This is a genomic window from Pseudomonas sp. LAP_36, from assembly GCF_019456785.1.
Taxonomy (GTDB): domain Bacteria; phylum Pseudomonadota; class Gammaproteobacteria; order Pseudomonadales; family Pseudomonadaceae; genus Aquipseudomonas; species Aquipseudomonas tritici.
The window spans coordinates 586,427-609,717 of record NZ_JAHZMS010000002.1 but is presented as its reverse complement, the minus strand read 5'-3'; the positions used below and the strand labels follow the sequence as shown (position 1 = coordinate 609,717).

Here is a 23,291-nt window from a genome sequence, read left to right as displayed (position 1 = left end):
AGATCAACGGTGGGAGCAGGCAAGCCAGCTCCCACCGTTTTGATCAGTGTTGAGTCAGTTGGATTTGTGCCTTGGCTTGCTTAACCACATTCTCCAGCGTAAACCCAAACTGCTCCTGCAACTTGGCCAACGGCGCCGACGCGCCAAAGCTGTTCATCACCACTTTGGCCCCGGTCTGCCCCACATACCGATCCCAGCCCAAAGGCCCCGCCTGTTCGACCACCACCCGAGCTTTCACTGCCGGCGGTAATACGCTGTCGCGATAGGCCTGGTCCTGGTCTTCAAACAACTCCCAGCTGGGCATGGAGACTACCTGCGCAGCAATCCCTTCGCTTTTCAGTTGCTCATACGCAGCCACGGCCAGGCTGATTTCACTGCCCGTCGCCAACAACAGGACTTCGGGCTCATCGCCACCCGCCAACACATAAGCCCCCTTGGCCGCGCCGGACGCCGCTGCATACCTCGTACGGTCCAACGTCGGCAATGGCTGGCGCGACAACACCATGCAACTCGGTCGATGGGTTTGCGCCAGGGCCACCTTCCACAGCTCCAGGGTTTCATTCGCATCACCGGGTCGCAGGGTCAACAGTCCCGGTGTCGAGCGTAACTGCGTGAGGTGCTCGATCGGCTGGTGCGTCGGCCCATCTTCACCCACGCCAATCGAGTCATGGGTAAACACAAACACCACCGGCAGTTCCATGATCGCCGCCAAGCGGATCGGCGGCTTCATGTAGTCGCTGAACACCAGGAACGTCGAGGTGTACGGGCGCAGATAGGACAGCGCCATGCCATTGGCAATCGCGCCCATCGCGTGTTCACGAATGCCGAAGTGCAGGTTGCGCCCGCTGTAGTCGTCGGCACTGAAACGGCCGGCGCCCTCAAAGGTCAGGTTGGTCTTGGTCGACGGCGACAAGTCCGCCGAGCCGCCCAGCAACCAGGGGATTTGCTCGGCAAACGCATTCAGTACTTCGCCACCGGCGGCACGGCTGGCCACACCCTTGGCGTCGGTATCGAAGCTGGGCAGGTGTTTCTGCCAGTGTTCCGGCATTTCCCCGGCACGCATGCGGCGCAATTCATCGGCCAATTCCGGCTCGTACTGCTCAAGTTGCAACAGGTGCTCGGCCCACTTTTCATACAGCGACTCGCTGCGGTCAAGCAAGGCATCACGCAAGTGCGTGCGGACATCATCGGGCACCAGAAAGCTGGCGTCTTCCGGCCAGCCATACGCGGCCTTGGTCAAGCGAATCTCATCCTCGCCCAAGGGCTCACCGTGGGCGGCGGCGGTGTTGTGTTTGTGCGGCGAGCCATAACCGATCACGCTGTCGACCACAATCAGGGTCGGCGCGCCGCGGTTGCAATGGAAGGCTTCCAACGCATTGCTCAGGGCTTGCAAGTCGTTGGCGTCGGTCACGTGCAACGTGTGCCAGCCATACGCCTGGAAGCGCTTGATCACGTCTTCGCTGAACGCCAGCTCCGTGTGACCCTCGATGCTGATGGTGTTGTTGTCGTAGATCCAGCACAGCTTGTCCAGCTTCAAATGCCCGGCCATCGACGCGGCTTCGCTGCTGATGCCTTCCATCATGTCGCCGTCACCACACAGGGTGTAGACGTTGTAGTCGAACAAGGCTTTTTCTTCGCGATTGAACCGCTTGGCCAGCCAACGCTCGGCCATCGCCATGCCCACGCTGTTGGCGCAGCCTTGGCCGAGTGGGCCGGTGGTGGTCTCGACCCCGGTGGTCATGCGGTACTCAGGGTGGCCTGGGGTTTTTGAACCGGCTTGCCGGAACTGCTTGATGTCGTCCAGGCTGATCGCCGGCTGGCCGGAACGCTTGCCATGTTCATCAATCTCGACCACGCCGGCCAAGTGCAGCAGCGAATACAGCAGCATCGACGCATGCCCCACTGACAGCACAAAGCGGTCACGGTTGGGCCAGTCGGGATGTTCCGGGTGGTAACGCAGGAAGCGGCTCCACAGCGTGTAGCCCACTGGCGCCAGGCCCATGGGCGTGCCCGGATGGCCGGAATTGGCCTTTTGCACGGCGTCCATCGCCAGGGTGCGGATCGTGTTGATGCATTGCGTGTCGACAGCGGTGGCAGCGTGATTCATGAATCCGGTCTCCCTCGAGTGTCTATCTACAGTGGAGGGCGGGGCGCCACGAAGGTTTGATCGCATCGCCGATGCCGCGACGAACGGGGATGTATTGACCCCGAACATGACAAGACCCCTCGCAATGGTCTAGCTTCTAGGGCGTAAGCCATTGATCAACTTGCGGAGGTACGCCATGCCAGTGAAACACGACCTGTATCAGGACTTGGGGTTGAGCAAGGAAGTCGTTCACGAACGCAGGGCAAATGACAAACGCCTGGACTCGCTGCTCACTCAATACGACGACGCTGACAAGGAGGTGCTGAAGGCAGAATCAGCAAGCGCCGGCGATGAAGAGGTGGAGAAGCTGAAGAAGAAACGGTTGTTGATCAAAGACGACATTGTGGCGAAGTTGGGGTAGGGGATAGTCCGCGTTCCTACAGGGGGCGCACACATTTGTTCAGAATTGTCTGAAGGACAGGCTTCTCTTCACTGCCTATGATGCCCACCGCCTACCCGACTCTGGGGACTGTTGCGGCGTAAGGATTGCGCCGGTGAGCCGGGTGGGTACTTTATTTCATGCCAGCAGCGCCAGGGTGCATTCATCGATAGAGCGCTGCTGAGTCTCGCCATATAGCGTCAATTCATCAACCGTCCGGCGCCCCAGCGCCCTTTCAAACTCGGCCTGGTTCGAGTTCGCCGCGTAGTGGCTCTGCCCTGCATCCCCCAGGTTCGACTGGAAAATCCCCGCCGCGCTCACCGGCAGAAAATCCTCATACACCAACGGCTCCACATTAATGTGGCCTGCCGCGATCAGCGCTTCCAGGGTGCGCGGTTGATCCGCTGTGCCGCGCGCCGCCAGGCCTTGCTCGGTGGCGAAATAGCGGAAATACGCCAGGCCCTGCTCACGCATTTGCCCGTAGTTATCCGGGAAGGCCTGGAAGTGCTGCTCCATCAATTGCATGTAACGCGCGGCGTTGCCCTCATTCGGGAAGGCGCCCAGTGCGTCGCGCGCGGCGTTCAGCAGGTGGTCGTACAGCGCACGGCCTTTGGGCGTGAGCGCCACACCGCGCTGCTCGATTTCGCCGAAGCGCGCGCTGTGGCTGCCTTTGGCGTCGGTGAAGGCGATGGGTTCGTCGAGCGCCTTGAAGCTGGTCTGGCGCAGCAGGATCGGGCAATGACGGCGCGGTGGGCCTTCGATCACGGCCTTGGGGGTGATGCCTTTGTCGGGCATGGCGGCCTGGACCTGGTCGATGTCCAGCGTGCGCGGGGTCAGGTGGTTGATATGCGGGCCTTTGAAAGCGACAACGTCGGCAATCAGACGGTGCTGGTCGCTCAATTGCTGATAATGCGCAGCGGTGACGGTAGCGGTGTGGTGCCAGCGGAAGGTTTCCAACGCCTGGCGGATGAATTCATCCGCATCCACGCGGTTGAGGCCGCCGTCCTTTTCCGACTGTTCAATCAGCGCCAGGGCGCCAGGGGTGAAGATCGAACGTTTGGCCAGGGCGGTCTCGGCGAAGGTGCGCAGGTCGGCATTCTCGATCAGTTTCAGGCGCAGCAATGAGGTAAATACGCGAAACGGGCTGGTCTGCAGCGCCTGTTCATGCACCGCGCGAAAGGCGGTGGAGTGCACGGGCACGCCAGCCGGGGTCAGGTCGTAATAGCCCACTGGCTGCATGCCCATCACCGCAAACAAGCGGCTGATGGTCGCCAGTTCTGCAGGCGTGCCTAGGCGGATCGCTCCGTGGCGCTCCATGTCCAGTCGCTGGATTTCGCCGGTGCGTTGCAACTGCTGCGCCAAGCTCGGTTCGGCGTCGAGCACACGGGTGTTGGTCTCGGCCACCAGCTCCATCAACGCGCCATACAGGGGAACTTCATCTCGGTACATGTCGGACATGGCCTTGGAAAAGCCCTTGCGGATCTCGTCTGGGCTGACATGTGCGGTGGTGGGCATAGAAAAATTCCTGATGGCATGGCGATGGGGGTGGCCGTTGCCCGGAGTTTGTTGAGCGCAAGGCTTGCTTGCAAACGAAGAATCCTCAGGACTTCATTCTGCAAATGAATGAGATGACCTGAATATGACAAAAAACAGCCGGTGCAAAATTTCATTTTCCGGCGGTTTTCCTAACTAATTCTTCACGGAGTGCGCCCCGGTCGGCATGAAAGAATCGCCACGTTTGCAAGGATGAAAACGCCGTCATGCACATCACGCACATAAAAATATGTTTAGGGGCCGTCATTAATGAAAATTTCTACACTGGCGTTGTCGATCACCGCCGCCGTTCTTGCACAACAGGCTTACGCTGATGATTTCGGGCTCGGCGCTCTGGGCACGGGTAACGGTCACAGCGGTTTCCTTGAAGACAGTCATGCGGCCATTAGTTCGCGGACCATGTACTACAGCGCGGATAACCGCTCGGGGACCAACAACGACCTGCGCGAAGCGGCAACCGCGCTGCGTTTTGACTACAAATCCGGCTACACCCAAGGCACCCTTGGCGTCGGCTTCGACGTCATGGCCTTCGGCGCCTTGCGCCTGGACGGTGGCGATGGTCACACCGCGGGCCCAGGCTTGGCGGGGAACGGCAACAGTTTCTTCCCAACCAAGAATAATGGTACCGAACCGGCCGATTCCTTTGGTCGCGCGGCAGGCAATGTAAAGTTCCGCATTTCCCAGACCGAATTGCACGTCGGCGGTGGCTTGGCGCCGGTCTTGCCGATCCTGGTCTCCAACGACAGCCGTGTGGCACCGCAAACCTTTGACGGCGGGGTCCTCACCTCCAACGACATTCCAAATGTCACCTTCACCGGCGGTGAGCTCAACCGTGCCGAAGGCCGTGCCTCCAGCAACTCCACCGGCTTGAGCGTGGCCGGCGGTACCCGCGACAGTGACAGCTTCAAGTTTGGCGGTGTGGACTACAAGCCGTTTGGTTCTTCCGACAACACCATCGCGAAAAACCTGACGTTGCAGTACTACTACGCTCAACTGCAAGACTTCTACAAACAGAACTACGTCGGCCTGGTTCACGTATTGCCACTGGGTAATGACCAGTCGTTCAAGACGGACCTGCGCTACTTCGACAGCAGCAGCGACGGCAAGAACGGCGAGAGCGGCTACCAGTTCAACAACAACGGCGGCTTTGCCAAGCATGCCAACGAAGTGGACAACAAAACCTACAGCGCGGCCTTCACTTACCAACTGGGCGGCAGCAGCTTGATGCTCGGCCATATTGGCGTGGGTGACGACGGCGGCTTTGTGTGGGTCAACCAGGGCAGCCTGGCCGACCCGCATGCGCAAGGCGCCGGCGGCAGCGACTTCTACCTGTTCACCGACGCCGTGGTCGGCCAGTTCTCCCGTGCGGGCGAGCAGGTCAACTTTGGCCAGTACTCGTATGACTTCAAGGCCTACGTGCCTGGCCTGAAAGCGTCCGTGGCTTACCTGGACGGTACGGATATCAAGTCGAAAGTCGCCGGCGGTCCCGACCAGAAAGAAAACGAAGCCGACTTCCGCCTGGACTACGTCGTGCAGGCAGGGCCGCTGAAAGGCTTCGGTACGACTTTCCGCACCGGCACCTACCACGGTAAAAACACCGGCACTGCCGATCAGGATCAAACCCGCCTGATCTTCAACTACACGTACGCCATCTTCTAAGTCTTCATGTGCACCCGGGCGTCATTGGGCTCTACACTGCCTCTCACTTGGTAGGCGATGGAGGACCCAATGGCGGCCACACCCGACACCCGAATAGTTGGAACAATCGAAGGCCAACGCCTGGCGACGCCGGGTGCCGAGCGTTGGCGCGAGTGGGGCCCTTATTTAAGCGAACGCCAATGGGGCACGGTGCGCGAAGACTACAGCGCCGACGGCGACGCCTGGACTTACTTCCCCCATGAACATGCCCGCAGCCGTGCCTACCGCTGGGGCGAAGATGGCCTGGCCGGTTTCAGCGACAAAGCGCAACGCTGGTGCCTGGGCCTGGCCCTGTGGAACGAGCGCGACGCGATCATCAAGGAGCGCCTGTTCGGCCTCAACAACGCCGAAGGCAACCACGGCGAAGACGTCAAGGAACTGTACTTTTTCGTCGATGGCGTGCCGAGTCATGCCTACATGCGCATGCTCTACAAATACCCCCATGCAGCCTTTCCCTACGACGACCTGATCAGCGAGAACGCCCGCCGTGACCTGCAGGATGCCGAGTACGAAATCCTCGACACCGGGGTGTTCGCCGACAACCGTTACTGCGACGTCAGCGTCGAATATGCCAAGCACCAGCCCGACGACCTCTTCATGCGCGTCACCGTGCACAACCGTTCGGACCAGCCGACCCGCTTGCAGGTGCTGCCCCAACTGTGGGCGCGCAATGACTGGAGCTGGACCTTTGATGCGCCCAGGCCGCTGTTGAAGATGGACGGAGAGTCGGTGCTGGCGCGCCATCATGAACTGCCTGATCGCCATCTCAGTGCCTGGGGCCAGGATGGGGTGGAGTGGCTGTTCTGCGAGAACGAAAGCAACTATCCCAGGCTAAATGGACAGCCGGCGCCAGGGCCGTTCAAGGATGGGGTCAACGATTACGTGGTTGAGGGTGTGCAAGCGGCGATTCGCCGTGACAGCGGCACCAAGGTCGCGGCGCGTTTTGTCCTCGAATTGGCGGGCCTTGAAAGCAAAACGCTCTATCTGCGTTTTGCGCCCGTCGACGCGCCGCAGGTCAACGCGCGCACGCTGTTCGAACAACGCCGTCAGGAGGCCGACGAGTTTTACGCCGCCTTGCAACATGGCGTGGCCAGCGACGATGCGCGCAATGTGCAGCGCCAGGCGTTGGCCGGGCTGCTGTGGTCCAAGCAGCTGTACTATTTCGACGTAAACCAATGGCTCGACGGCGACCCGGCGCAACCCGCGCCACCGCCCGAGCGCCTGCATATCCGCAACACCCATTGGCGACACCTGTCGAATTTCGACATTCTCTCCATGCCGGACACCTGGGAATACCCGTGGTATGCCTCGTGGGACCAGGGCTTCCAGGCGGTGGCCATGGCGCTGATCGATCCGGGGTACGCCAAGCAACAGCTGTTGCTGCTGGTGAAAGACCGTTTCGTGCACCCCAACGGCCAGTTGCCGGCCTATGAATGGCGCTTTGACGACGCCAACCCGCCGGTACATGCCTGGGCCAGTTGGCGGGTTTATCAGCAAGACAAAGCGCTGAACGGTGTAGGCGATATGGATTTCCTTGAGAGGATTTTCCATAAGTTGCTGTTGAATTTTTCCTGGTGGGTGAACCGCAAGGATGCCGAGGGCCGCAACCTGTTCCAGGGCGGTTTCCTGGGCTTGGACAATATCGCCTTGTTCGACCGCTCGGCCGCGTTGCCGCCGGGTTACCAGCTGGATCAGGCCGACGGCACGGCGTGGGTCGCGGCCTATGCCCTGGACTTGATGCGCATCGGCCTGGAGCTGGCCAAGCGCAACGTCGTCTACGTCGACATCGCGGTGAAGTTTTTCGAGCACTTCCTGTACATCGCCGGCGCCATCAACCGCGTCGACGACAGCGCCGAAGGCCTGTGGGATGAGCAGGACCTGTTCTTCTACGATGTGCTGCACCGCCCCGACGGCCAGAACGAGCCGGTGCGCCTGCGCTCCATCGTCGGCCTGATGCCGCTGTTTGCCGTGCTGGTACTGGAACAGCGCGAGCATGAAGGTTTGGAAGGGCTGCGCGAGCGGCTCTTGGGTTTCATGCATCACCGCCCGGACCTGGCAAAGCTGGTCTCGCGCTGGAATGAGCCGGGACAAGGCAATCGCCTGCTGCTGGCGCTGCTGCGCGGTGAGCGCACCAAAGACCTGCTGCGGCGCATGCTCGATGACAGCGAATTCCTGGCGCCCTTTGGCGTGCGCTCCTTGTCCAAGGCTTTCGCCGAGCAACCCATGGCGTTGAAGATGAATGGCACCACGCTGAGTGCCTGCTATCAGCCAGGCGAATCCGACTCGCGTTTGTACGGCGGTAACTCCAACTGGCGCGGGCCGTTGTGGATGCCGGTGAACTATATGTTGATTGAGTCGCTGCGCGAGTTTCACCGTTACTACGCGGATAACTTCTCGGTGGAGTACCCGACGGGCAGTGGTTATCTGTCGTCGCTGGAGGACGTGGCTGACAGCCTCAGTCAGCGGCTAACGCGGTTGTTTCTAAGGGATGAAAATGGCCTGCGGCCGTCGATGGCGGGGTATGCGCAGTTGGAGGCGGACCCGGAGAGTCGCGATTTGGTGCTGTTCCACGAATACTTTCATGGTGAGACCGGGAGGGGGCTGGGCGCGTCGCACCAGACCGGGTGGAGTGCGTTGGTGGCGTTGCTGCTACAGCCAAAAACCTGAGTCACACCGCAGAATAAAATGTGGGAGCGGGCTTGCTCGCGAATGCGGTGGGTCAGTCACATATTCGTTGACTGACCCACCGCATTCGCGAGCAAGCCCGCTCCCACAGGGATCCAGGGTTACCCGTGAATCAGGAAGGGAACAGCTCGCTCAGCTTCATCGCCAGCATCATGTCGCCTTCGGTGCGCAGCTTGCCGCCCATGAAGGCTTGCATGCCGTCAGTAGAGCCGTCGACGATGCCTTCCAGGGTTTCGCTGTCCATGACCAGGGTCACTTGGGCGTCCGGGTTTTCGCCTTCATGAAGTTCGCAGGTCTTGTCTTTGACGACCAGGGAAAAGTTCTTGGTGTCGTCGATACGGAAACCGAACACCAGGTCCAGGCCGTCAGCGGCGGCTGGGTTGAACTTGGCTTTCATTGCTTCTACAGCTTTGGCTACGTCAGTCATGGTTTCGATCCTTTAGGGTAGAGTCCAGTGACCTTGGGGTCACGGTTGGCCGCAGTTCATCGGAAGGTGATGAGCTGCGGCGCCTTCAACAGTTGCAAGTGGGTATGGCTGTTGAAGGAAGCCAGTGCCACCTCGCGACCGCGGAATTTCAGCTGGTTGAGCGAGGTGTTAACAATTTGCCAGTTCAGTTCGAACGCCTGGGCAGCGGGCATTCGGGTAATCAGGTGGAGCAGGGCGGTGATGGTGCCGCCGGAGGTGAACACCGCAATCTTCTGCGTGTTGTCCGCCGCTTCAAGAATACGCTGCAGGCCGCCCTGGACACGCTCGACAAATCCCAACCAGCTTTCCAACCCATGCGGGTCGTAGGTGCCGGCCAGCCAGCGGTCGATGATCAAGGCGAAGATGCGCTGGAATTCGCTGCGGTTCTGCGCGGCATTGCGCAGGATCTCCAGGGCTTCGGGTTCACGGCTGAGCAGGTCAGGGAGCAGGGCACGGATGATTGCGTCGGCATCGAATTCGTTAAACGCGCTGTCGGTTTCCAGCGCCGGTACCGGCAGGCCCAGGGCGCTGTATTGTTCGAAGGCGGCGGTGGCAGTGTGCTGCTGGCGGCGCAGGTCGCCGGCCACGCAGCGATCGAAGACCAGGCCCATGTCCGCCAGGTGGCGACCGAGCACTTGTGCCTGCTCCACGCCGATGGGCGACAAGACGTCATAGTCGTCTGCACCGAAGGAGGCCTGGCCATGTCGAATCAAATAGATGCTGCCCACGTCCGTTTTCCCGGTACGTTGAAAGTCTGGCGAGGTTATGAGGATGCCTTCAAGCTGTCAATGAAAAAACATACGCTTGTTTTAAAAGTGCGTTGGAGGGCGCCTGGTGGCGGTTTGAGCACTGGCTCACAGCAAGCCCCGTCGGTATGCTGGGGTCATCCGCGCCTGGCGCACTGCACTTGTAAGGAGAACTATGGATTTTCTGGCCGAATACGCGAGCTTTCTGGCGAAGACCGTCACCCTGGTGGTCGCTATTCTGGTGGTATTGATCAGCTTCGCGGCGTTGCGCAGCAAAGGTCGTCGCAAATCCGCCGGCCAGTTGCAGGTCAGCAAGCTCAATGATTTCTACAAGGGCCTGCGTGAGCGCCTGGAGTCGAGCCTGCTCGACAAAGACCAGCTCAAGGCGTTGCGAAAATCCGAAGGCAAGGCTGAAAAGAAGAAAGGCAAACAGAAAGCCGAGGCCAAGCCACGGGTGTTTGTGTTGGATTTCGACGGCGATATCAAGGCTTCGGCCACTGAGAGCCTGCGCCATGAAATCACCGCACTGCTGAGCCTGGCCACGCCAAAGGACGAAGTGGTACTGCGCCTGGAAAGCGGCGGCGGCATGGTCCACAGCTACGGCTTGGCATCTTCGCAACTGGCGCGTATCCGTCAGGCGGGCGTGCCGTTGACCGTGTGCATCGACAAGGTCGCAGCCAGCGGCGGTTACATGATGGCGTGCATTGGCGAGAAGATTATCAGCGCACCGTTTGCCATCCTCGGCTCCATTGGTGTGGTGGCGCAGTTGCCTAACGTCAACCGCCTGCTGAAAAAACACGACATCGACTTCGAAGTGCTGACCGCGGGTGAATACAAACGCACCCTCACCGTGTTTGGCGAAAACACCGAGAAGGGCCGCGAGAAGTTCCAGGAAGACTTGGACATCACTCACCAGTTGTTCAAGAATTTCGTCTCGCGTTATCGCCCGCAGCTGGCAATCGATGATGTCGCGACCGGAGAAGTGTGGCTGGGTGTTGCGGCGCTCGACAAGCAATTGGTCGATGAGCTGCAAACCAGCGACGAATACCTGGCCACCAAGGCCAAGACCGCCGAGGTGTTCCACCTGCATTATGCCGAGCGTAAGAGCTTGCAGGAGCGGGTTGGCTTGGCGGCGAGTGGCTCGGTGGACCGGGTGCTGCTGACCTGGTGGAGCCGGCTGACCCAGCAGCGGTTCTGGTAACCCGACGTTGAATGTTGGTAATCCCATGCGGGCATTGTAGTGAGCGGGCTTGTCCCGCGCTGGGTGGCGAAGCCGCCCCAAACCCAGGCACTTCAGTTCTAGCTGAAAAAACTCGGTGCCTGAGTTGGGGCGGCTTCGCCACCCAGCGCGGGACAAGCCCGCTCACTACATACCAATGCCCCACATTGGTTTGGCGTTGATGGTTAAGGCTCGAGTACCACCTTTAAGGATTTGTCGCCGCGCTCCATCACCGCAAACGCTTCCTTGAAGTCTGCCAGGGCGAACTTGTGGGTGACCACGTCGCGCATGTCGATCTTGCGGTTGCCGATAAAGTCGATGGCGCGTGGGTACATGTAGGGCCCCAGGTGCGAGCCGAGCACGTCCAGTTCCTTGCGGTCGCCGATGATCGACCAATCCACTGTAGCCTCGTCATTGAACACGCTGAACTCAACGAAACGCCCCAGCTTGCGCAGCATCGCCAGGCCCTGGTTGACCGCTTTGTGATGGCCGGTGGCTTCGATGTAGATGTCGCAGCCGTAGCCGTCGGTGATTTCACGGATCTTCGCCACCACGTCGACTTCGGCCGGGTTCCACACTTCGTCTGCACCCATGCGCAGGGCGAGCGCGGTGCGTTCGGGTTTCATGTCCAGCACGATGAGTTTTTTCGGGTTACGCATGCGCACTGCGCCGATGATGCCCAGCCCCAGCGTGCCAGCGCCAGCAACTACCACCACGTCATCGAAGTCGACATTGGCGCGCTCTGCAGCATGCAGCGAGCAGGCGAGGGGTTCGATCAGGATGGCTTCGTCCGGAGCAATGGCGTCCGGGACTTTGTGGATGATGCCTTCCTTGGTGAAAATCATGTACTGGGCCATGGCGCCCTGCACATTGTTCTGGAAGCCATACAGGTCGTGTTTCTGGCACATCCAGTACTGGCCGTGATTGCAGAAGCGGCAACCCCAGCACGGTACGATCTGCTCGGAAATGACCCGGTCACCGACCTTCACGCCGCGTTTTTCCGCGTCGGGGCCCAGGGCGACCACGCGGCACACGAATTCATGGCCGGGGATCATCGGCGGTTTCACATAGCGCGGTTGCTCGGCATCGCCCCAGAACGAAGGCGCGCCGCGATAGGTCTTGATATCGCCCATGCAGATGCCGCACAGCTCGACCTTGGTGAGGATTTCGTCGGGGCCGGGCACAGGTACATCGACGGTTTCCAGTCGATAATCTTCCGGGCCATAGCAGACCACTGCCTGCATGGTTTTCGGGATGACCGGGAATAGTTGTGCTTGCGAACGTTCGGTAACGGTGGACATGGCGGGCCTCGGGGCAAAGGTGAGCTCATCGCTCCTGTGCGCACACAGGAGCGATCAACCGGCAACGTTTTATTTGGCGCCGCTGACTTGCTTGTACAGCGCGTCGGCGTTGGCGTTGGTCACGGGCACCCAGGGCAGGATGTAGTTCTTCGCGGTGCCATCGGCCCATTTCACGTCTTTGGCGTAGCGCTCCCAGATCACCGATTGCGGTTTGTAGTCCTTGCCGGCGAGTGCGCGCAGGGCTACATCCAGCGCGCCTTGGGATTGGGCTTGGGCGTCTTGCAGGAAGGTGGTGACTTCGTCTTTTTTCGCCGCTTGGATCGCATCCGGCATGCCGTCGATGGAGGTGACCGGTACGTCCTTGGCGGTCAGGCCGTGGGATTTCAGTGCCTGTATGGCGCCTAGGGCCATGTCATCGTTTTGCGCGATCACGCCGTTGATGCCTTTGGGGTGAGCGTTCAGCCAGTCTTCAGTGAGTGTCATGGCCTGGGCGCGGTCCCAGTTGGCGGTCTTTTTCTCGATGATCTTGATGTCCGGGTGCTTGCCCAGTACTTCCAGTTCGCCTTTTTCCCGATCGATCTGCGCCGACTGGCCGATCGGGCCCTGGATAATCACCACGTTGCCTTTGCCGTTGAGCTTGTCGACCATGGCTTGGGCCTGCAGGCGGCCGCCTTCCACGTCGTCGTTGCCCACATAGGGTACGGAGGCATCGGCTACTTTCGTATTGGAGGCGATGACTACCACGTCGTTGCTCATGGCTTGCTTCACAGTGCCCACGCCGGCCTTGGTGTCGATGGGCACGAACAGGATGGCGTCGTAGTGCTGGGTCACCATGTTTTCGATCTGGTTGTTCTGGGTCAGTGCGTCGTAGTTGCCGTCGAATACGGTCAGTTGCACGGTACCGTCTTTGACGGCGGGATGTTCCTTGAGCTCGCGCACCCAGTTCTGCATGAATTGACCCTTGAGGCCGTAGACCGCGGCGCCGACCTTGTAGGTCTTGCCGTCGGCAGCCAGGGCGATGCTGCTGGCGAGGAGGGAGAAGGCTGCAGCGGCGGCGAAGGTCGTACCAAGTTTCATGATGAGAACCCCAATTATTGTTGTAGTCAGTTGTTCATTCATTGCCTTGTTGTGATCATATGTTTATCAAATGAAAATATGATCAGTCAAACCCTTTCGCATAAAACAATAAAATAGCTTTTATAGGGAGGCTCAGGATTCTTTTCCGATCATTAGCCCGTTATTAGTGATTTTTTGCCATGATATTAATTTCATACATTGATCATATGATCGTTTGGTTTTGTCGGGGTTTACAGATTTTGTAATAGTTTTGCGTTGTAGGGGATTTCGCTTTCGCCTGTACGATTCAGGTCCTTTTGTCATCGCAGGATTTGCATGAACACCCTCTCGGAGCCTCCCAGTCGTCTTTCCTCAAGACAACCGCTGCCGCTGTTCCCGCTGAAGCACCCCGTATTCCGACTGCTAGTCTTGTCCCGGTCCTCTGACCGTGCGTTGCCGTGTCTGGCATTCTGAAATTCGATTGAAGAGACTCTATAAATGGAATGGTTAGCGGATCCAACGGCCTGGCTCGGCCTGTTGACCTTGATTGTGCTGGAACTGGTTCTGGGCATCGACAACCTGGTGTTTATTGCGATCCTGGCGGACAAGTTGCCGCCGGAGCAGCGTGATCGTGCGCGCTTGATCGGTTTGTCCCTGGCACTGCTGATGCGCCTGGGCCTGTTGGCGAGTATTTCCTGGTTGGTGACCCTTACCCAGCCACTGTTCGAGGTGTTCGACAAAAGCTTTTCCGGCCGTGACCTGATCATGCTGTTTGGTGGTGTGTTCCTGCTGTTCAAGGCCACCATGGAATTGCACGAGCGCCTGGAGGGCCATGTCGCACAGCGAACCGGCAACGTGGCCTACGCGATGTTCTGGCCAATCGTGGCGCAGATCGTGGTGCTCGACGCGGTGTTCTCCCTGGATGCGGTGATTACCGCCGTGGGCATGGTGGACGAGCTGGCGGTGATGATGATCGCGGTGATCGTGTCCATCGGCCTGATGATCGTGGCGAGCAAGCCGTTGACCCGCTTCGTCAATGCACACCCGACCGTGATCATGCTGTGCCTGGGCTTCCTGATGATGATCGGTTTCGCGCTGACCGCCGAAGGCCTGGGCTTCCATATTCCCAAGGGCTACTTGTACGCGGCCATTGGTTTCTCGATCCTGATCGAAGTGTTCAACCAGATTGCCCGCGCCCGCCGCAAAAAATCGGCGCAAGGTGTGTTGCCGGTGCGTGAGCGCACTGCTCACGCGGTGATGCGTTTGCTCGGCGGCCGCAGCCTGGCAGTGGAAGAGGTGGGCGAAGACGTGGCCGATTTGCTTGGCGAGTCGGATGCTGCACAAGGCCCGCTGTTCGACCGACGTGAACGCGTGATGATCAGTGGCGTGCTGCAACTGGCCGAACGGCCGATTCGCACGCTGATGACGCCGCGGGCCAAGGTCGACTGTATCGATCTGGCAGACGATCCCGACACTATTCGCTTGAAATTGATGCATTCGTCCTACTCGCGGCTGCCTTTGATCCGCAACGGTGCCGTCGATGAGCCATTAGGCTTCGTGCACAAGAAGGAGTTGCTCAAGGAATACCTGGCCGGTAACGAGCCGAACCTTGAGCATCTGGCGCGCCGCGCGATCAACCTGCTGGAGAGTTTTTCGATCCTTAACGCCCTGGAGCAGATGCGTCAGGAATCCACGCACATTGCGTTCGTGATCAACGAATTCGGTGACTTCATGGGGGTGTTGAGCATGACCGACATTCTCGAATCCATTGCCGGTGAGTTGCCGGACGCCAGCGAGATCGAGGGGCCGGATATCGTCGAAGAGGGAGCGGGTTTTCGCGCCAATGGCGCGTTGAACCTTAACCATGTGCGCCAGCGCACAGGCTTCAACGCGGTTGCAACTGGGGATTATCAGACCCTGGCGGGCTTGGTAATGAGCCTGCTGGACCGCTTGCCGGTGGTGGGCGACAGCCTTGTGCATGAGGGCTGGCGCCTGACTGTCGCGGTGGTTGAGGAGCGGCGGGTCACGCAGGTTCGCCTGGAGCCCGCTGCCGGGCATAGCGTCTGAAGATTTCTGTGAGTGTTTGCTCCTGGGTTTCCCAGGAGCCGAACCTCGTGATGACTTCCATGACTTTGCCCTCCACGTGCGTGACCAGTGTGGGCGTGCTGTTGATTTCCAGTGGCAGCCTGGGGGTCTTGGCTGTCTCGAGCACCATGCTATTTATAGTGGAGTCATAGGTGTCGGCGATGGGCTCGAAAAGCTTCACGGCCTTTGCGCACGGCGGGCAGTCCGGCATAACAAACAGTAAGAAAACGATCCGATTCGATGCCAGCACCGACTGGTAGTCCTCGATGCTGGTGATGACGTCTTTGGCGATTCCCATGGTGATCTCCCTATCGGCAGCGGTGTTTGGCCAACGCTAAGCCGGAAGGTCACTACCGTCTACTGTCAACCTTTACAGGTCCCCCTCACGTTCCACGCGTTCCCGCGCCTTGCGTGCCTGGCTCGCACATTTCTTGTATTCCAAGTTGTCCCTGGAGGCCTTCGCTTCGCGATAGCCGTGGTGATTCTGGCTCGTGTAGTGGGTGCTCAAGGCTTCGTTGAGCTTGCGCAGTTCTTCCTTGCAGTCACGACGATCGTTGCTGGCAGAGGCGCCGGCGGCCACCAGGAAGGCCAGCAAAAACAGGCTGAGACGTAGCTTCATCAGGGCGGGGTCCTTATCGGCATGAATGTGCCAAGGCTAGCCCAGGGCAGGGATTTTTCCAGGTTGGGCGTGCACTGCACGGGTGCGCGGTAACACTGTTATGGCGCACTCAAGTGGGGCCGATCACCGCTGTGTGGGGCCTTGGGTAGCACGCTCATTCCAAGTGATGGCGCAACGCCTCATCGCCGAAAACATTCATCCAACTGATTCCTAACGAATTTATTCCAAGCATATTTTTCTGTTAGCGCGTGTGGCACACTTTCTGCTGTCTATTCCGTTGTTACATACTAAGTTCCGGTATAGCGGAATACACAACTCCTGGAGTGCTTGTCATGCATCACCGACCTTCCGTGTTTAAAGCGTGTGTTTTTCTCTTCGCCGCATCGGCTTCCCTCGCCAGCCTCGTGCAAGCGGCGGACAGCAAGCTCGATAACGTGCTCAAGCGTGGGCACCTGATCGTGGGTACAGGCAGTACCAATGCGCCGTGGCACTTCCAGGGAGCGGATGGCAAGTTGCAGGGGTTTGATATCGACATCGGCCGCATTGTGGCCAAGGGTTTATTCAACGACCCGAGCAAGGTCGAGTTTGTGGTGCAGTCGTCCGACGCACGCATTCCCAACCTGCTGACCGACAAGGTCGACATGAGTTGCCAGTTCATTACCGTCACTGCCAGCCGCGCGCAGCAAGTCGCGTTTACCCTGCCGTACTACCGCGAAGGTGTGGGCCTGCTGCTGCCGAACAACAGCAAGTACAAAGAGATTGAAGACCTGCAGGCAGGCGGCGATGGCGTGACCGTGGCGGTGCTGCAAAACGTGTACGCCGAAGAGCTGGTGCATCAGGCCCTGCCCAAGGCCAAGGTCGACCAGTACGACAGCGTCGACCTGATGTACCAGGCCGTGAACTCCGGCCGCGCCGACGCCGCCGCCACCGACCAGTCCTCGGTCAAATACCTGATGGTGCAGAACCCCGGCCGCTACCGCAGCCCGGCCTACGCCTGGAGCCCGCAGACCTACGCGTGCGCCGTCAAGCGTGGCGACCAGGATTGGCTGAACTTCGTCAACACCGCGCTGCATGAAGCCATGACCGGTGTGGAATTCCCCACCTACAAGGCCTCGTTCAAGCAGTGGTTCGGCGTTGATCTGCCGGAGCCGGCGATCGGTTTCCCGGTTGAGTTCAAGTAATTCGTGAAAGCCGGGGCGCCGCGAACGGCGCCCCATTCAGGTACTGTCGACCATGAACTATCAGTTGAACTTTGCCGCCGTCTGGCGCGATTTCGACACCTTGCTGTTGGGGCTCGGCCTGGGCCTGGAACTGGCATTGCTGTCGATCGCCATCGGCTGCGTGATCGGCCTGCTGATGGCGTTTGCCATGCTGTCCAGGCACCGTGCGCTGCGAATCTTCGCCTCGGTGTATGTGACGGTGGTGCGCAATACACCGATCCTGGTACTGATCCTGTTGATCTACTTCGCCTTGCCCAGCCTGGGCATCCGCCTGGACAAGATCCCCTCGTTCATCATCACCTTGTCGCTTTACGCCGGTGCCTATCTGACCGAGGTGTTCCGCGCCGGGCTGTTGAATATTCCCAAGGGCTTGCGTGAAGCCGGGTTGGCGATCGGTTTGGGTGAATGGCGTATCCGCGCCTACATCACCGTGCCGGTGATGCTGCGCAACGTGCTGCCTGCGCTGTCGAACAACTTCATTTCGCTGTTCAAGGACACCTCGCTCGCCGCCGCCATCGCGGTGCCGGAGCTGACCTATTACGCCCGCAAGATCAACGTCGAAAGCTATCGGGTGATTGAAACCTGGATGGTCACGACTGCGCTCTACGTGGCTGCCTGTTACCTCATCGCCATGCTGCTCCGCTACCTGGAACAGCGCCTGGCGATCCGTCGTTAAGCGAGGTTTCCATGTACGAATCCCCAAGCTGGCTGCATGAGTTGTGGATCGCCCGGGAGACGCTCTGGGCGGGCTTCCAGGCCAGCGTGTATGTCTCGGCGTTGGCCATTATCTTTGGCACCCTGATCGGCATTGTCGCCGGGTTGATCCTCACCTACGGCAAATTCTGGATGCGTGCGCCGTTTCGTCTGTATGTCGACTTGATCCGTGGCACACCGGTATTTGTACTGGTGCTGGCGTGTTTCTACATGCTGCCGGCGCTCGGCTGGCAAATCAGCGCGTTTCAGGCCGGTGCGGTCGGGCTGACGTTGTTCTGCGGCTCCCACGTCTCGGAAATCGTGCGCGGCGCGCTGCAAGCCATTCCCCGTGGGCAACTGGAAGCGGGCAGGGCGATTGGCCTGACGTTCTACCAGTCCCTGGCCTACGTGCTGTTGCCCCAGGCGTTGCGCCAGATTCTGCCGACCTGGGTCAACTCCTCGACAGAAATCGTCAAGGCCTCGACCTTGCTCTCGGTGATCGGCGTGGCCGAGCTGTTGCTGAGCACCCAGCAAGTGATCGCACGCACTTTCATGACCCTGGAGTTCTACCTGTTCGCCGGGTTTCTGTTCTTTGTCATCAACTACGCCATCGAATTATTCGGTCGCTACATTGAAAAGCGGGTGGCCTTGCCATGAACCAACCTCAAACAACCCACCCGCTGCTGAACATTCGCGGGCTGCGTAAACAATACGGCGAAGTCGAAGTGCTCAAGGGCGTCGACCTGTCCATGCAGCGCGGCAATGTGGTGACCTTGATCGGCTCCAGCGGCTCGGGCAAGACCACGCTGTTGCGCTGCGTCAACCTGCTCGAAGAGTTCCAGGGCGGCCAGATCACCCTGGATGGCGAGTCTATCGGTTACAGCGAGATTGCCGGCAAGCGCGTGCGTCATCCTGAACGGGTGATCGCCCAGCACCGTGCGATGACCGGCATGGCGTTCCAGCAATTCAACCTTTTCCCACATTTGACGGCGTTGCAGAACGTTACCCTCGGCCTGCTCAAGGTCAAGAAAATGGGCAAGGACGAAGCCATCGCGCTGGCGGAAAAATGGCTGGATCGCGTGGGACTTCTAGAGCGTCGCAACCACTTCCCCGGCCAGCTTTCCGGTGGCCAGCAACAGCGTGTGGCGATTGCCCGTGCGATTGCCATGAACCCGAGCCTGATGCTGTTCGACGAAGTCACCTCGGCCCTCGACCCCGAGTTGGTGGGCGAAGTGCTCAGCGTGATCAAGGGCCTGGCGGAAGAGGGCATGACCATGTTGTTGGTTACCCACGAGATGCGTTTTGCCTATGAAGTCTCGGACAAAATCGTTTTCATGAACCAGGGCCGCATTGAAGAGCAGGGTACCTCGAAGGATATTTTCGAACGTCCGCAATCGCCGCGCCTGGCGGAATTTCTCAAGAACATTCGTTTTTAATCAGGAGCCTATTTTTATGAGTATCACTCGTTACGGTGCCGGCAGCACAGCCGGTGGTGGCCAGCCACGTCCTTTCGCCCGCGCGGTGGAAGCGGACGGTTGGCTGTACGTCTCAGGCCAAGTGCCTGCGGTGGACGGCGAAATCATCACGGGCGGGATCATCGAGCAAACCCGCCAGACGATGCGCAACGTGGTGGCGATCCTCGAAGAAGCCGGCTACGAACTCAAAGATGTCGTGCGCGTCGGCGTATGGCTGGAGGACCCCCGGGACTTCTGGAGTTTCAACAAGGTATTCGGCGAATACTTCACCCCGGAACACGCCCCGGCACGTGCCTGTGTGCAGGCGAACATGATGGTCGATTGCAAGGTCGAGATTGATTGCGTGGCCTACAAGAAAAAAGGCTAAATGCCCCCCACTCTTGAGACCACCCGAGATCAAATGTGGGAGCGAGCTTGCTCGCGAAAGCGGTGTGTCAGTAAATGCATCTATAACTGATCCACCGCATTCGCGAGCAAGCCCGCTCCCACAGGGGATATGTGTTGATAGCAACATTTTGACCGGACCGAAACCGCCATGACCGAAGACACCATCAAACGCCGCGCCAAGGGCCTGGACCGTGCATTCGATATCCTCGACTTCCTCAAGGAAATCGGCCAGCCCCTGCGCCCGAATGATATTGCCAGCGGCATCGGCAGCCCCAAATCCACCGTCTACGAATTGGTCGCGTCCTTGCTCGAACGACGCATCCTCGAAACGGTGGGCAAGGACGGTCACGTCTACCTCGGCCGCCAACTGTACTTTCTTGGCCAGGCGCACCTGCGCCATTTCGACCTGACCCGCGAGGCCGACCACGCCTTGCAGGAGATCGTCAGCCAGACCCACGAAACCGCGCAGATGTGCCTGCTCAACGGGCGCAAATACACGGTGGCGCTGATGCGCGAAGGTGAGCGGCATTTTCGGATTTCCTCGGACATCGGCGAAAACGCACCGATCCCCTGGACCGCCTCCGGACGCCTGCTGCTGGGGCATTTGAGCGACCAGCAGATCATCGACCTGATCGATCCCGACGACTTCATCCTGCCGGATGGCCAGCGCTTGCCGCTGGAGACCTTCCTGGCGCAAATCCGTCAGGCCACCCTCGATGGCTTCTTTTCCTTCGACAGTGTGGCCGACACCTTTACCCATTGTTTTGCCGCCCCGGTGCGCGACGCCCAAGGCATCAGCATTGCGACCCTGTGCATCGTCGCCCCGCGCGCCGATGCGGTCAAAAACTACAACGACTATCGCCGGGTGTTGATCGACAGCGCCAACAACCTGGCCCGGCGCATCAACGAATAGGAGTTTTCCCATGTCTGCCATCAATGCCGTTGAAAAGGGCGCCGCCGCCGTCGGTGCCCACCTGGTCCGCGACGTCAGCTTGCCAGCCTTGGTGCTGCACCGTGACGCCCTGGAACACAACATCCGCTGGATGCAGGAGTTTGTCAGCAAGAGCGGCGCCGAACTCGCGCCCCATGGCAAGACCAGCATGATGCCGGCACTGTTCCAGCGCCAGATCGCAGCGGGTGCTTGGGGCATCACCCTGGCCAACGCCGTACAGGTCCGTGCTGCCTACGCTGGCGGCGTGCGCCGTGTGTTGATGGCCAACCAACTGGTAGGCGCGCCAAACATGGCGTTGATCGCTGACCTGTTGGCCGACAAGGATTTCGACTTCCACTGCATGGTCGACCACCCGGACAACGTCGCCGACCTCGGCCTGTTTTTCGCCGCTCGTGGTTTGCGCCTCAACGTAATGATCGAATACGGCGTGGTCGGTGGCCGTTGCGGTTGCCGCAGTGAGCAGGAGGTCCGTGATCTGGCCAAGGCGATCAAGGCCCAGCCCGCCCTGGCCCTTACCGGTATCGAAGGCTATGAAGGCGTGATCCATGGCGAGCACGCCATCAGCGGCATCCGTGAGTTCGCCGCCAGCCTGGTGCGCTTGGCGGTGGACCTGCAGAACAACGGCTCTTTCGACCTGCCCAAGCCCATCGTCACCGCGTCGGGGTCGGCCTGGTACGACTTGATCGCCGAGTCGTTCGAGGCGCAAAACGCCGCCGGCCGCTTCCTCAGCGTGTTGCGCCCGGGCAGCTATGTGGCCCACGACCACGGCATCTACAAAGAGGCGCAATGCTGCGTGCTCGACCGTCGCAGCGACCTCAGCGAAGGCCTGCGCCCGGCGCTGGAAGTTTGGGCGCATGTGCAATCGATGCCCGAGCCGGGTTTTGCGGTGATCGCCCTGGGCAAGCGTGACGTCGCCTATGACGCCGGTTTGCCGGTGCCGCTCAAGCGCTACAAGGCCGGTATCCTGCCGGCGGAAGGTGATGACGTGGGGGCGTGCAAGGTCACGGCGGTGATGGACCAGCACGCATTCATGACCGTCGCGCCGGGGGTGGAGTTGCGTATTGGCGACATTATCTCGTTCGGCACTTCGCACCCGTGCCTGACCTTTGACAAGTGGCAAGTCGGCTGTTTGGTGGATGAGCAGTTGCAGGTGATTGAGTCTTTGCATACCTGCTTCTAGACCGAGTTGCGGCCATCGCAGGCAAGCCAGCTCCCACATTTGAAGGTATTTACAATTCAAAATGTGGGAGCTGGCTTGCCTGCGATGGGGCCCTGAACAACACCCGAGAACCCGCCATGCCCCCCGAACCCCACATCGCCCTCATCGGCGAATGCATGATCGAACTGCAACACCGCGCCGACGGCAGCCTGCACCAAAGCTTCGGCGGCGACACCCTGAACGCGGCGGTCTACCTGCGCCGCGAGCTGGGCGACACCGCTCACGTCGACTACGTCACCGCACTGGGCGATGACAGCTTCAGTGACGCCATGTGCCAACAGTGGGCGCAAGAAGGCCTGGGCCTGGGCAGGGTCCAGCGCCTGCCCGGGCGTTTGCCAGGTTTGTATTGCATCCAGACCGATGCCAATGGCGAGCGTAAATTCCTCTATTGGCGTAACGAAGCCGCCGTGCGCGAGTGCTTCACTACGCCTGCGGCCGAGCCGATCCTGGCCGCCTTGCCGGACTACGACGTGGTGTATTTCAGCGGCATCACCCTGGCGGTACTGGGTGAACTCGGCCGTGAGCGTTTGCTGCAAACCCTGATCGAAACCCGTCGACGCGGGGGCAAGGTGGTGTTCGACAACAACTACCGACCGCGCCTGTGGGCCAGTGTCGAGGCGGCACGGGCGGCGTATCACTTGGTGTTGGCCGAGGTGGATATTGCCTTGTTGACCGAGGATGACGAGCGCGCGCTGTTTGGTTATGCCGACAGTGAGCAGGTGTTCGCGGCGTATCCGGGAATTGCTGAGGTGGTGCTCAAGCGCGGGGCGGATGCGTGTTTGATCCGTTGTGCCGGGGAGCGCTTTGCCGTGCCGGCGCTGAAGGTGGAGAAGGTCGTGGATACGACGGCGGCGGGGGATTCGTTCAGTGCGGCGTATTTGGCTGGTCGGCTCAAGGGTGGGTCACCCGAGGAGGCTGCCTTGGCTGGGCATCGGTTGGCGAGCCGGGTTATCCAGGTGTCGGGGGCTTTGATTCCCAGGTGAATGGCCGCCTGCGGCGGTTCGGGAGCAAGCCCCCTCCCACAGTTGACAGCGTTTTAACTGAAAGAATGCAGTCGAATGTGGGGGCGGGCTTGCTCGCGAAAGCGGTCTAAAGCCAACCCCTCAATCCCGGTAAAACACCTGCACCAAGTGATACCCAAACTTACTCTTGATCGGCCCGTGAACCACCTTCACGGGCTTCTTGAAAATCACCGCATCAATCGCCCCGACCATCTGCCCAGGCCGCACTTCACCCAGATCGCCACCACGCTTGCCAGACGGGCAGGTGGAGTACTTCTTGGCCAGCACGTCAAACGCCTCGCCCTTGGCAATGCGTTGCTTGAGTTGTTCGGCTTCTTCGCTGGTTTTCACCAGGATATGACGGGCTTGGGCTTTCATTGATCTCTACCA

General features: G+C 59.8%; 22 protein-coding genes. 13 read left to right on the top strand and 9 right to left on the bottom strand.

Features of this window, described 5'->3' with window-relative positions; genetic code table 11:
* Positions 1-43: 43 nt before the first annotated feature.
* The gene (gene tkt / locus JBO08_RS08340) at positions 44-2,107 is read right to left on the bottom strand and encodes a transketolase (protein ID WP_065874694.1); all 2,064 of its coding nucleotides are present in this window, start codon (positions 2,105-2,107) and stop codon (positions 44-46) included.
* 175 nt (positions 2,108-2,282) lie between these two features.
* Here tkt and JBO08_RS08335 point away from each other — a divergent pair, with 175 nt between their 5' ends.
* Positions 2,283-2,507, top strand: coding sequence for a DUF465 domain-containing protein (locus JBO08_RS08335; RefSeq protein WP_065874693.1), 225 nt, complete (start codon positions 2,283-2,285; stop codon positions 2,505-2,507).
* 156 nt (positions 2,508-2,663) lie between these two features.
* On the opposite strand, the gene JBO08_RS08330 is transcribed toward JBO08_RS08335, so the two are convergent.
* Positions 2,664-4,040 carry a VOC family protein gene (locus tag JBO08_RS08330; RefSeq protein ID WP_220074200.1) on the bottom strand — a complete coding sequence of 459 codons (1,377 nt, stop codon included), beginning with the start codon at positions 4,038-4,040 and terminating at the stop codon, positions 2,664-2,666.
* Between the two features lie 288 nt (positions 4,041-4,328).
* Between JBO08_RS08330 and JBO08_RS08325 the strand changes: the two genes are divergently transcribed.
* Together JBO08_RS08325 and JBO08_RS08320 are read left to right on the top strand one after the other, a co-directional pair.
* Positions 4,329-5,738 carry an OprD family outer membrane porin gene (locus JBO08_RS08325; RefSeq protein ID WP_065874691.1) on the top strand — a complete coding sequence of 470 codons (1,410 nt, stop codon included), beginning with the start codon at positions 4,329-4,331 and terminating at the stop codon, positions 5,736-5,738.
* 69 nt (positions 5,739-5,807) lie between these two features.
* Positions 5,808-8,444, top strand: a complete 2,637-nt coding sequence (locus JBO08_RS08320) for an MGH1-like glycoside hydrolase domain-containing protein (protein WP_220074201.1) — start codon at positions 5,808-5,810, stop codon at positions 8,442-8,444.
* A gap of 130 nt (positions 8,445-8,574) precedes the next feature.
* On the opposite strand, the gene JBO08_RS08315 is transcribed toward JBO08_RS08320, so the two are convergent.
* Together JBO08_RS08315 and JBO08_RS08310 are read right to left on the bottom strand one after the other, a co-directional pair.
* Positions 8,575-8,889, bottom strand: a complete 315-nt coding sequence (locus JBO08_RS08315) for an SCP2 sterol-binding domain-containing protein (protein ID WP_049712927.1) — start codon at positions 8,887-8,889, stop codon at positions 8,575-8,577.
* Positions 8,890-8,945: 56 nt separating this feature from the next.
* Entirely contained in the window at positions 8,946-9,656 is a 711-nt protein-coding gene (locus JBO08_RS08310) for a histidine phosphatase family protein (protein WP_220074202.1), read from the bottom strand.
* 193 nt (positions 9,657-9,849) lie between these two features.
* Between JBO08_RS08310 and sohB the strand changes: the two genes are divergently transcribed.
* Entirely contained in the window at positions 9,850-10,875 is a 1,026-nt protein-coding gene (gene sohB, locus JBO08_RS08305) for a protease SohB (protein ID WP_049712929.1), read from the top strand.
* 203 nt (positions 10,876-11,078) lie between these two features.
* Here the strand turns inward: sohB and JBO08_RS08300 are convergent, their stop codons facing one another.
* Positions 11,079-12,194 carry an alcohol dehydrogenase catalytic domain-containing protein gene (locus tag JBO08_RS08300; RefSeq protein ID WP_065880677.1) on the bottom strand — a complete coding sequence of 372 codons (1,116 nt, stop codon included), beginning with the start codon at positions 12,192-12,194 and terminating at the stop codon, positions 11,079-11,081.
* Positions 12,195-12,263: 69 nt separating this feature from the next.
* Positions 12,264-13,271: a substrate-binding domain-containing protein gene (locus JBO08_RS08295; RefSeq protein WP_065872036.1), complete on the bottom strand. Its 1,008-nt coding sequence runs from the start codon at positions 13,269-13,271 to the stop codon at positions 12,264-12,266.
* Positions 13,272-13,748: 477 nt separating this feature from the next.
* Between JBO08_RS08295 and JBO08_RS08290 the strand changes: the two genes are divergently transcribed.
* Positions 13,749-15,317, top strand: coding sequence for a TerC family protein (locus JBO08_RS08290; RefSeq protein ID WP_065945410.1), 1,569 nt, complete (start codon positions 13,749-13,751; stop codon positions 15,315-15,317).
* Here the strand turns inward: JBO08_RS08290 and JBO08_RS08285 are convergent.
* On the bottom strand, positions 15,274-15,633 hold the full coding sequence (locus JBO08_RS08285; protein ID WP_065945411.1) for a thioredoxin family protein: 360 nt from the start codon (positions 15,631-15,633) through the stop codon (positions 15,274-15,276). The two genes, JBO08_RS08290 and JBO08_RS08285, sit on opposite strands and share 44 nt — an antisense overlap.
* Before the next feature lie 72 nt (positions 15,634-15,705).
* The gene (locus JBO08_RS08280) at positions 15,706-15,954 is read right to left on the bottom strand and encodes a hypothetical protein (protein ID WP_065872033.1); all 249 of its coding nucleotides are present in this window, start codon (positions 15,952-15,954) and stop codon (positions 15,706-15,708) included.
* A 332-nt stretch (positions 15,955-16,286) separates the two neighbouring features.
* On the opposite strand from JBO08_RS08280, the gene JBO08_RS08275 reads away from it, so the two are divergent.
* The 8 genes from JBO08_RS08275 (at position 16,287) to JBO08_RS08240 (ending at position 22,883) form a co-directional block, all read left to right on the top strand.
* Entirely contained in the window at positions 16,287-17,135 is an 849-nt protein-coding gene (locus JBO08_RS08275; protein ID WP_049712935.1) for a transporter substrate-binding domain-containing protein, read from the top strand.
* Positions 17,136-17,187: 52 nt separating this feature from the next.
* Positions 17,188-17,850, top strand: coding sequence for an amino acid ABC transporter permease (locus JBO08_RS08270; RefSeq protein ID WP_065872032.1), 663 nt, complete (start codon positions 17,188-17,190; stop codon positions 17,848-17,850).
* An 11-nt stretch (positions 17,851-17,861) separates the two neighbouring features.
* A complete protein-coding gene (locus tag JBO08_RS08265) occupies positions 17,862-18,524 on the top strand; it encodes an amino acid ABC transporter permease (protein ID WP_065872031.1) in 663 nt (220 codons plus the stop codon).
* On the top strand, positions 18,521-19,303 hold the full coding sequence (locus JBO08_RS08260) for an amino acid ABC transporter ATP-binding protein (protein WP_065945412.1): 783 nt from the start codon (positions 18,521-18,523) through the stop codon (positions 19,301-19,303). Before JBO08_RS08265 ends, JBO08_RS08260 begins: the two co-directional genes overlap by 4 nt.
* A 16-nt stretch (positions 19,304-19,319) precedes the next feature.
* Complete coding sequence (locus JBO08_RS08255; protein ID WP_010210958.1) at positions 19,320-19,709, top strand: RidA family protein; 390 nt, start codon at positions 19,320-19,322, stop codon at positions 19,707-19,709.
* A gap of 168 nt (positions 19,710-19,877) precedes the next feature.
* Complete coding sequence (locus JBO08_RS08250) at positions 19,878-20,642, top strand: IclR family transcriptional regulator (RefSeq protein ID WP_065880681.1); 765 nt, start codon at positions 19,878-19,880, stop codon at positions 20,640-20,642.
* 10 nt (positions 20,643-20,652) lie between these two features.
* Positions 20,653-21,861: an amino acid deaminase gene (locus JBO08_RS08245; RefSeq protein ID WP_220074203.1), complete on the top strand. Its 1,209-nt coding sequence runs from the start codon at positions 20,653-20,655 to the stop codon at positions 21,859-21,861.
* Between the two features lie 116 nt (positions 21,862-21,977).
* Positions 21,978-22,883 carry a sugar kinase gene (locus JBO08_RS08240; RefSeq protein WP_065890851.1) on the top strand — a complete coding sequence of 302 codons (906 nt, stop codon included), beginning with the start codon at positions 21,978-21,980 and terminating at the stop codon, positions 22,881-22,883.
* A gap of 120 nt (positions 22,884-23,003) precedes the next feature.
* Here JBO08_RS08240 and JBO08_RS08235 read toward each other — a convergent pair whose 3' ends face one another.
* Positions 23,004-23,279 (bottom strand): peptidylprolyl isomerase, encoded by a 276-nt coding sequence (locus JBO08_RS08235; RefSeq protein WP_003174397.1) that lies wholly within the window; start codon positions 23,277-23,279, stop codon positions 23,004-23,006.
* Positions 23,280-23,291: the final 12 nt, after the last annotated feature.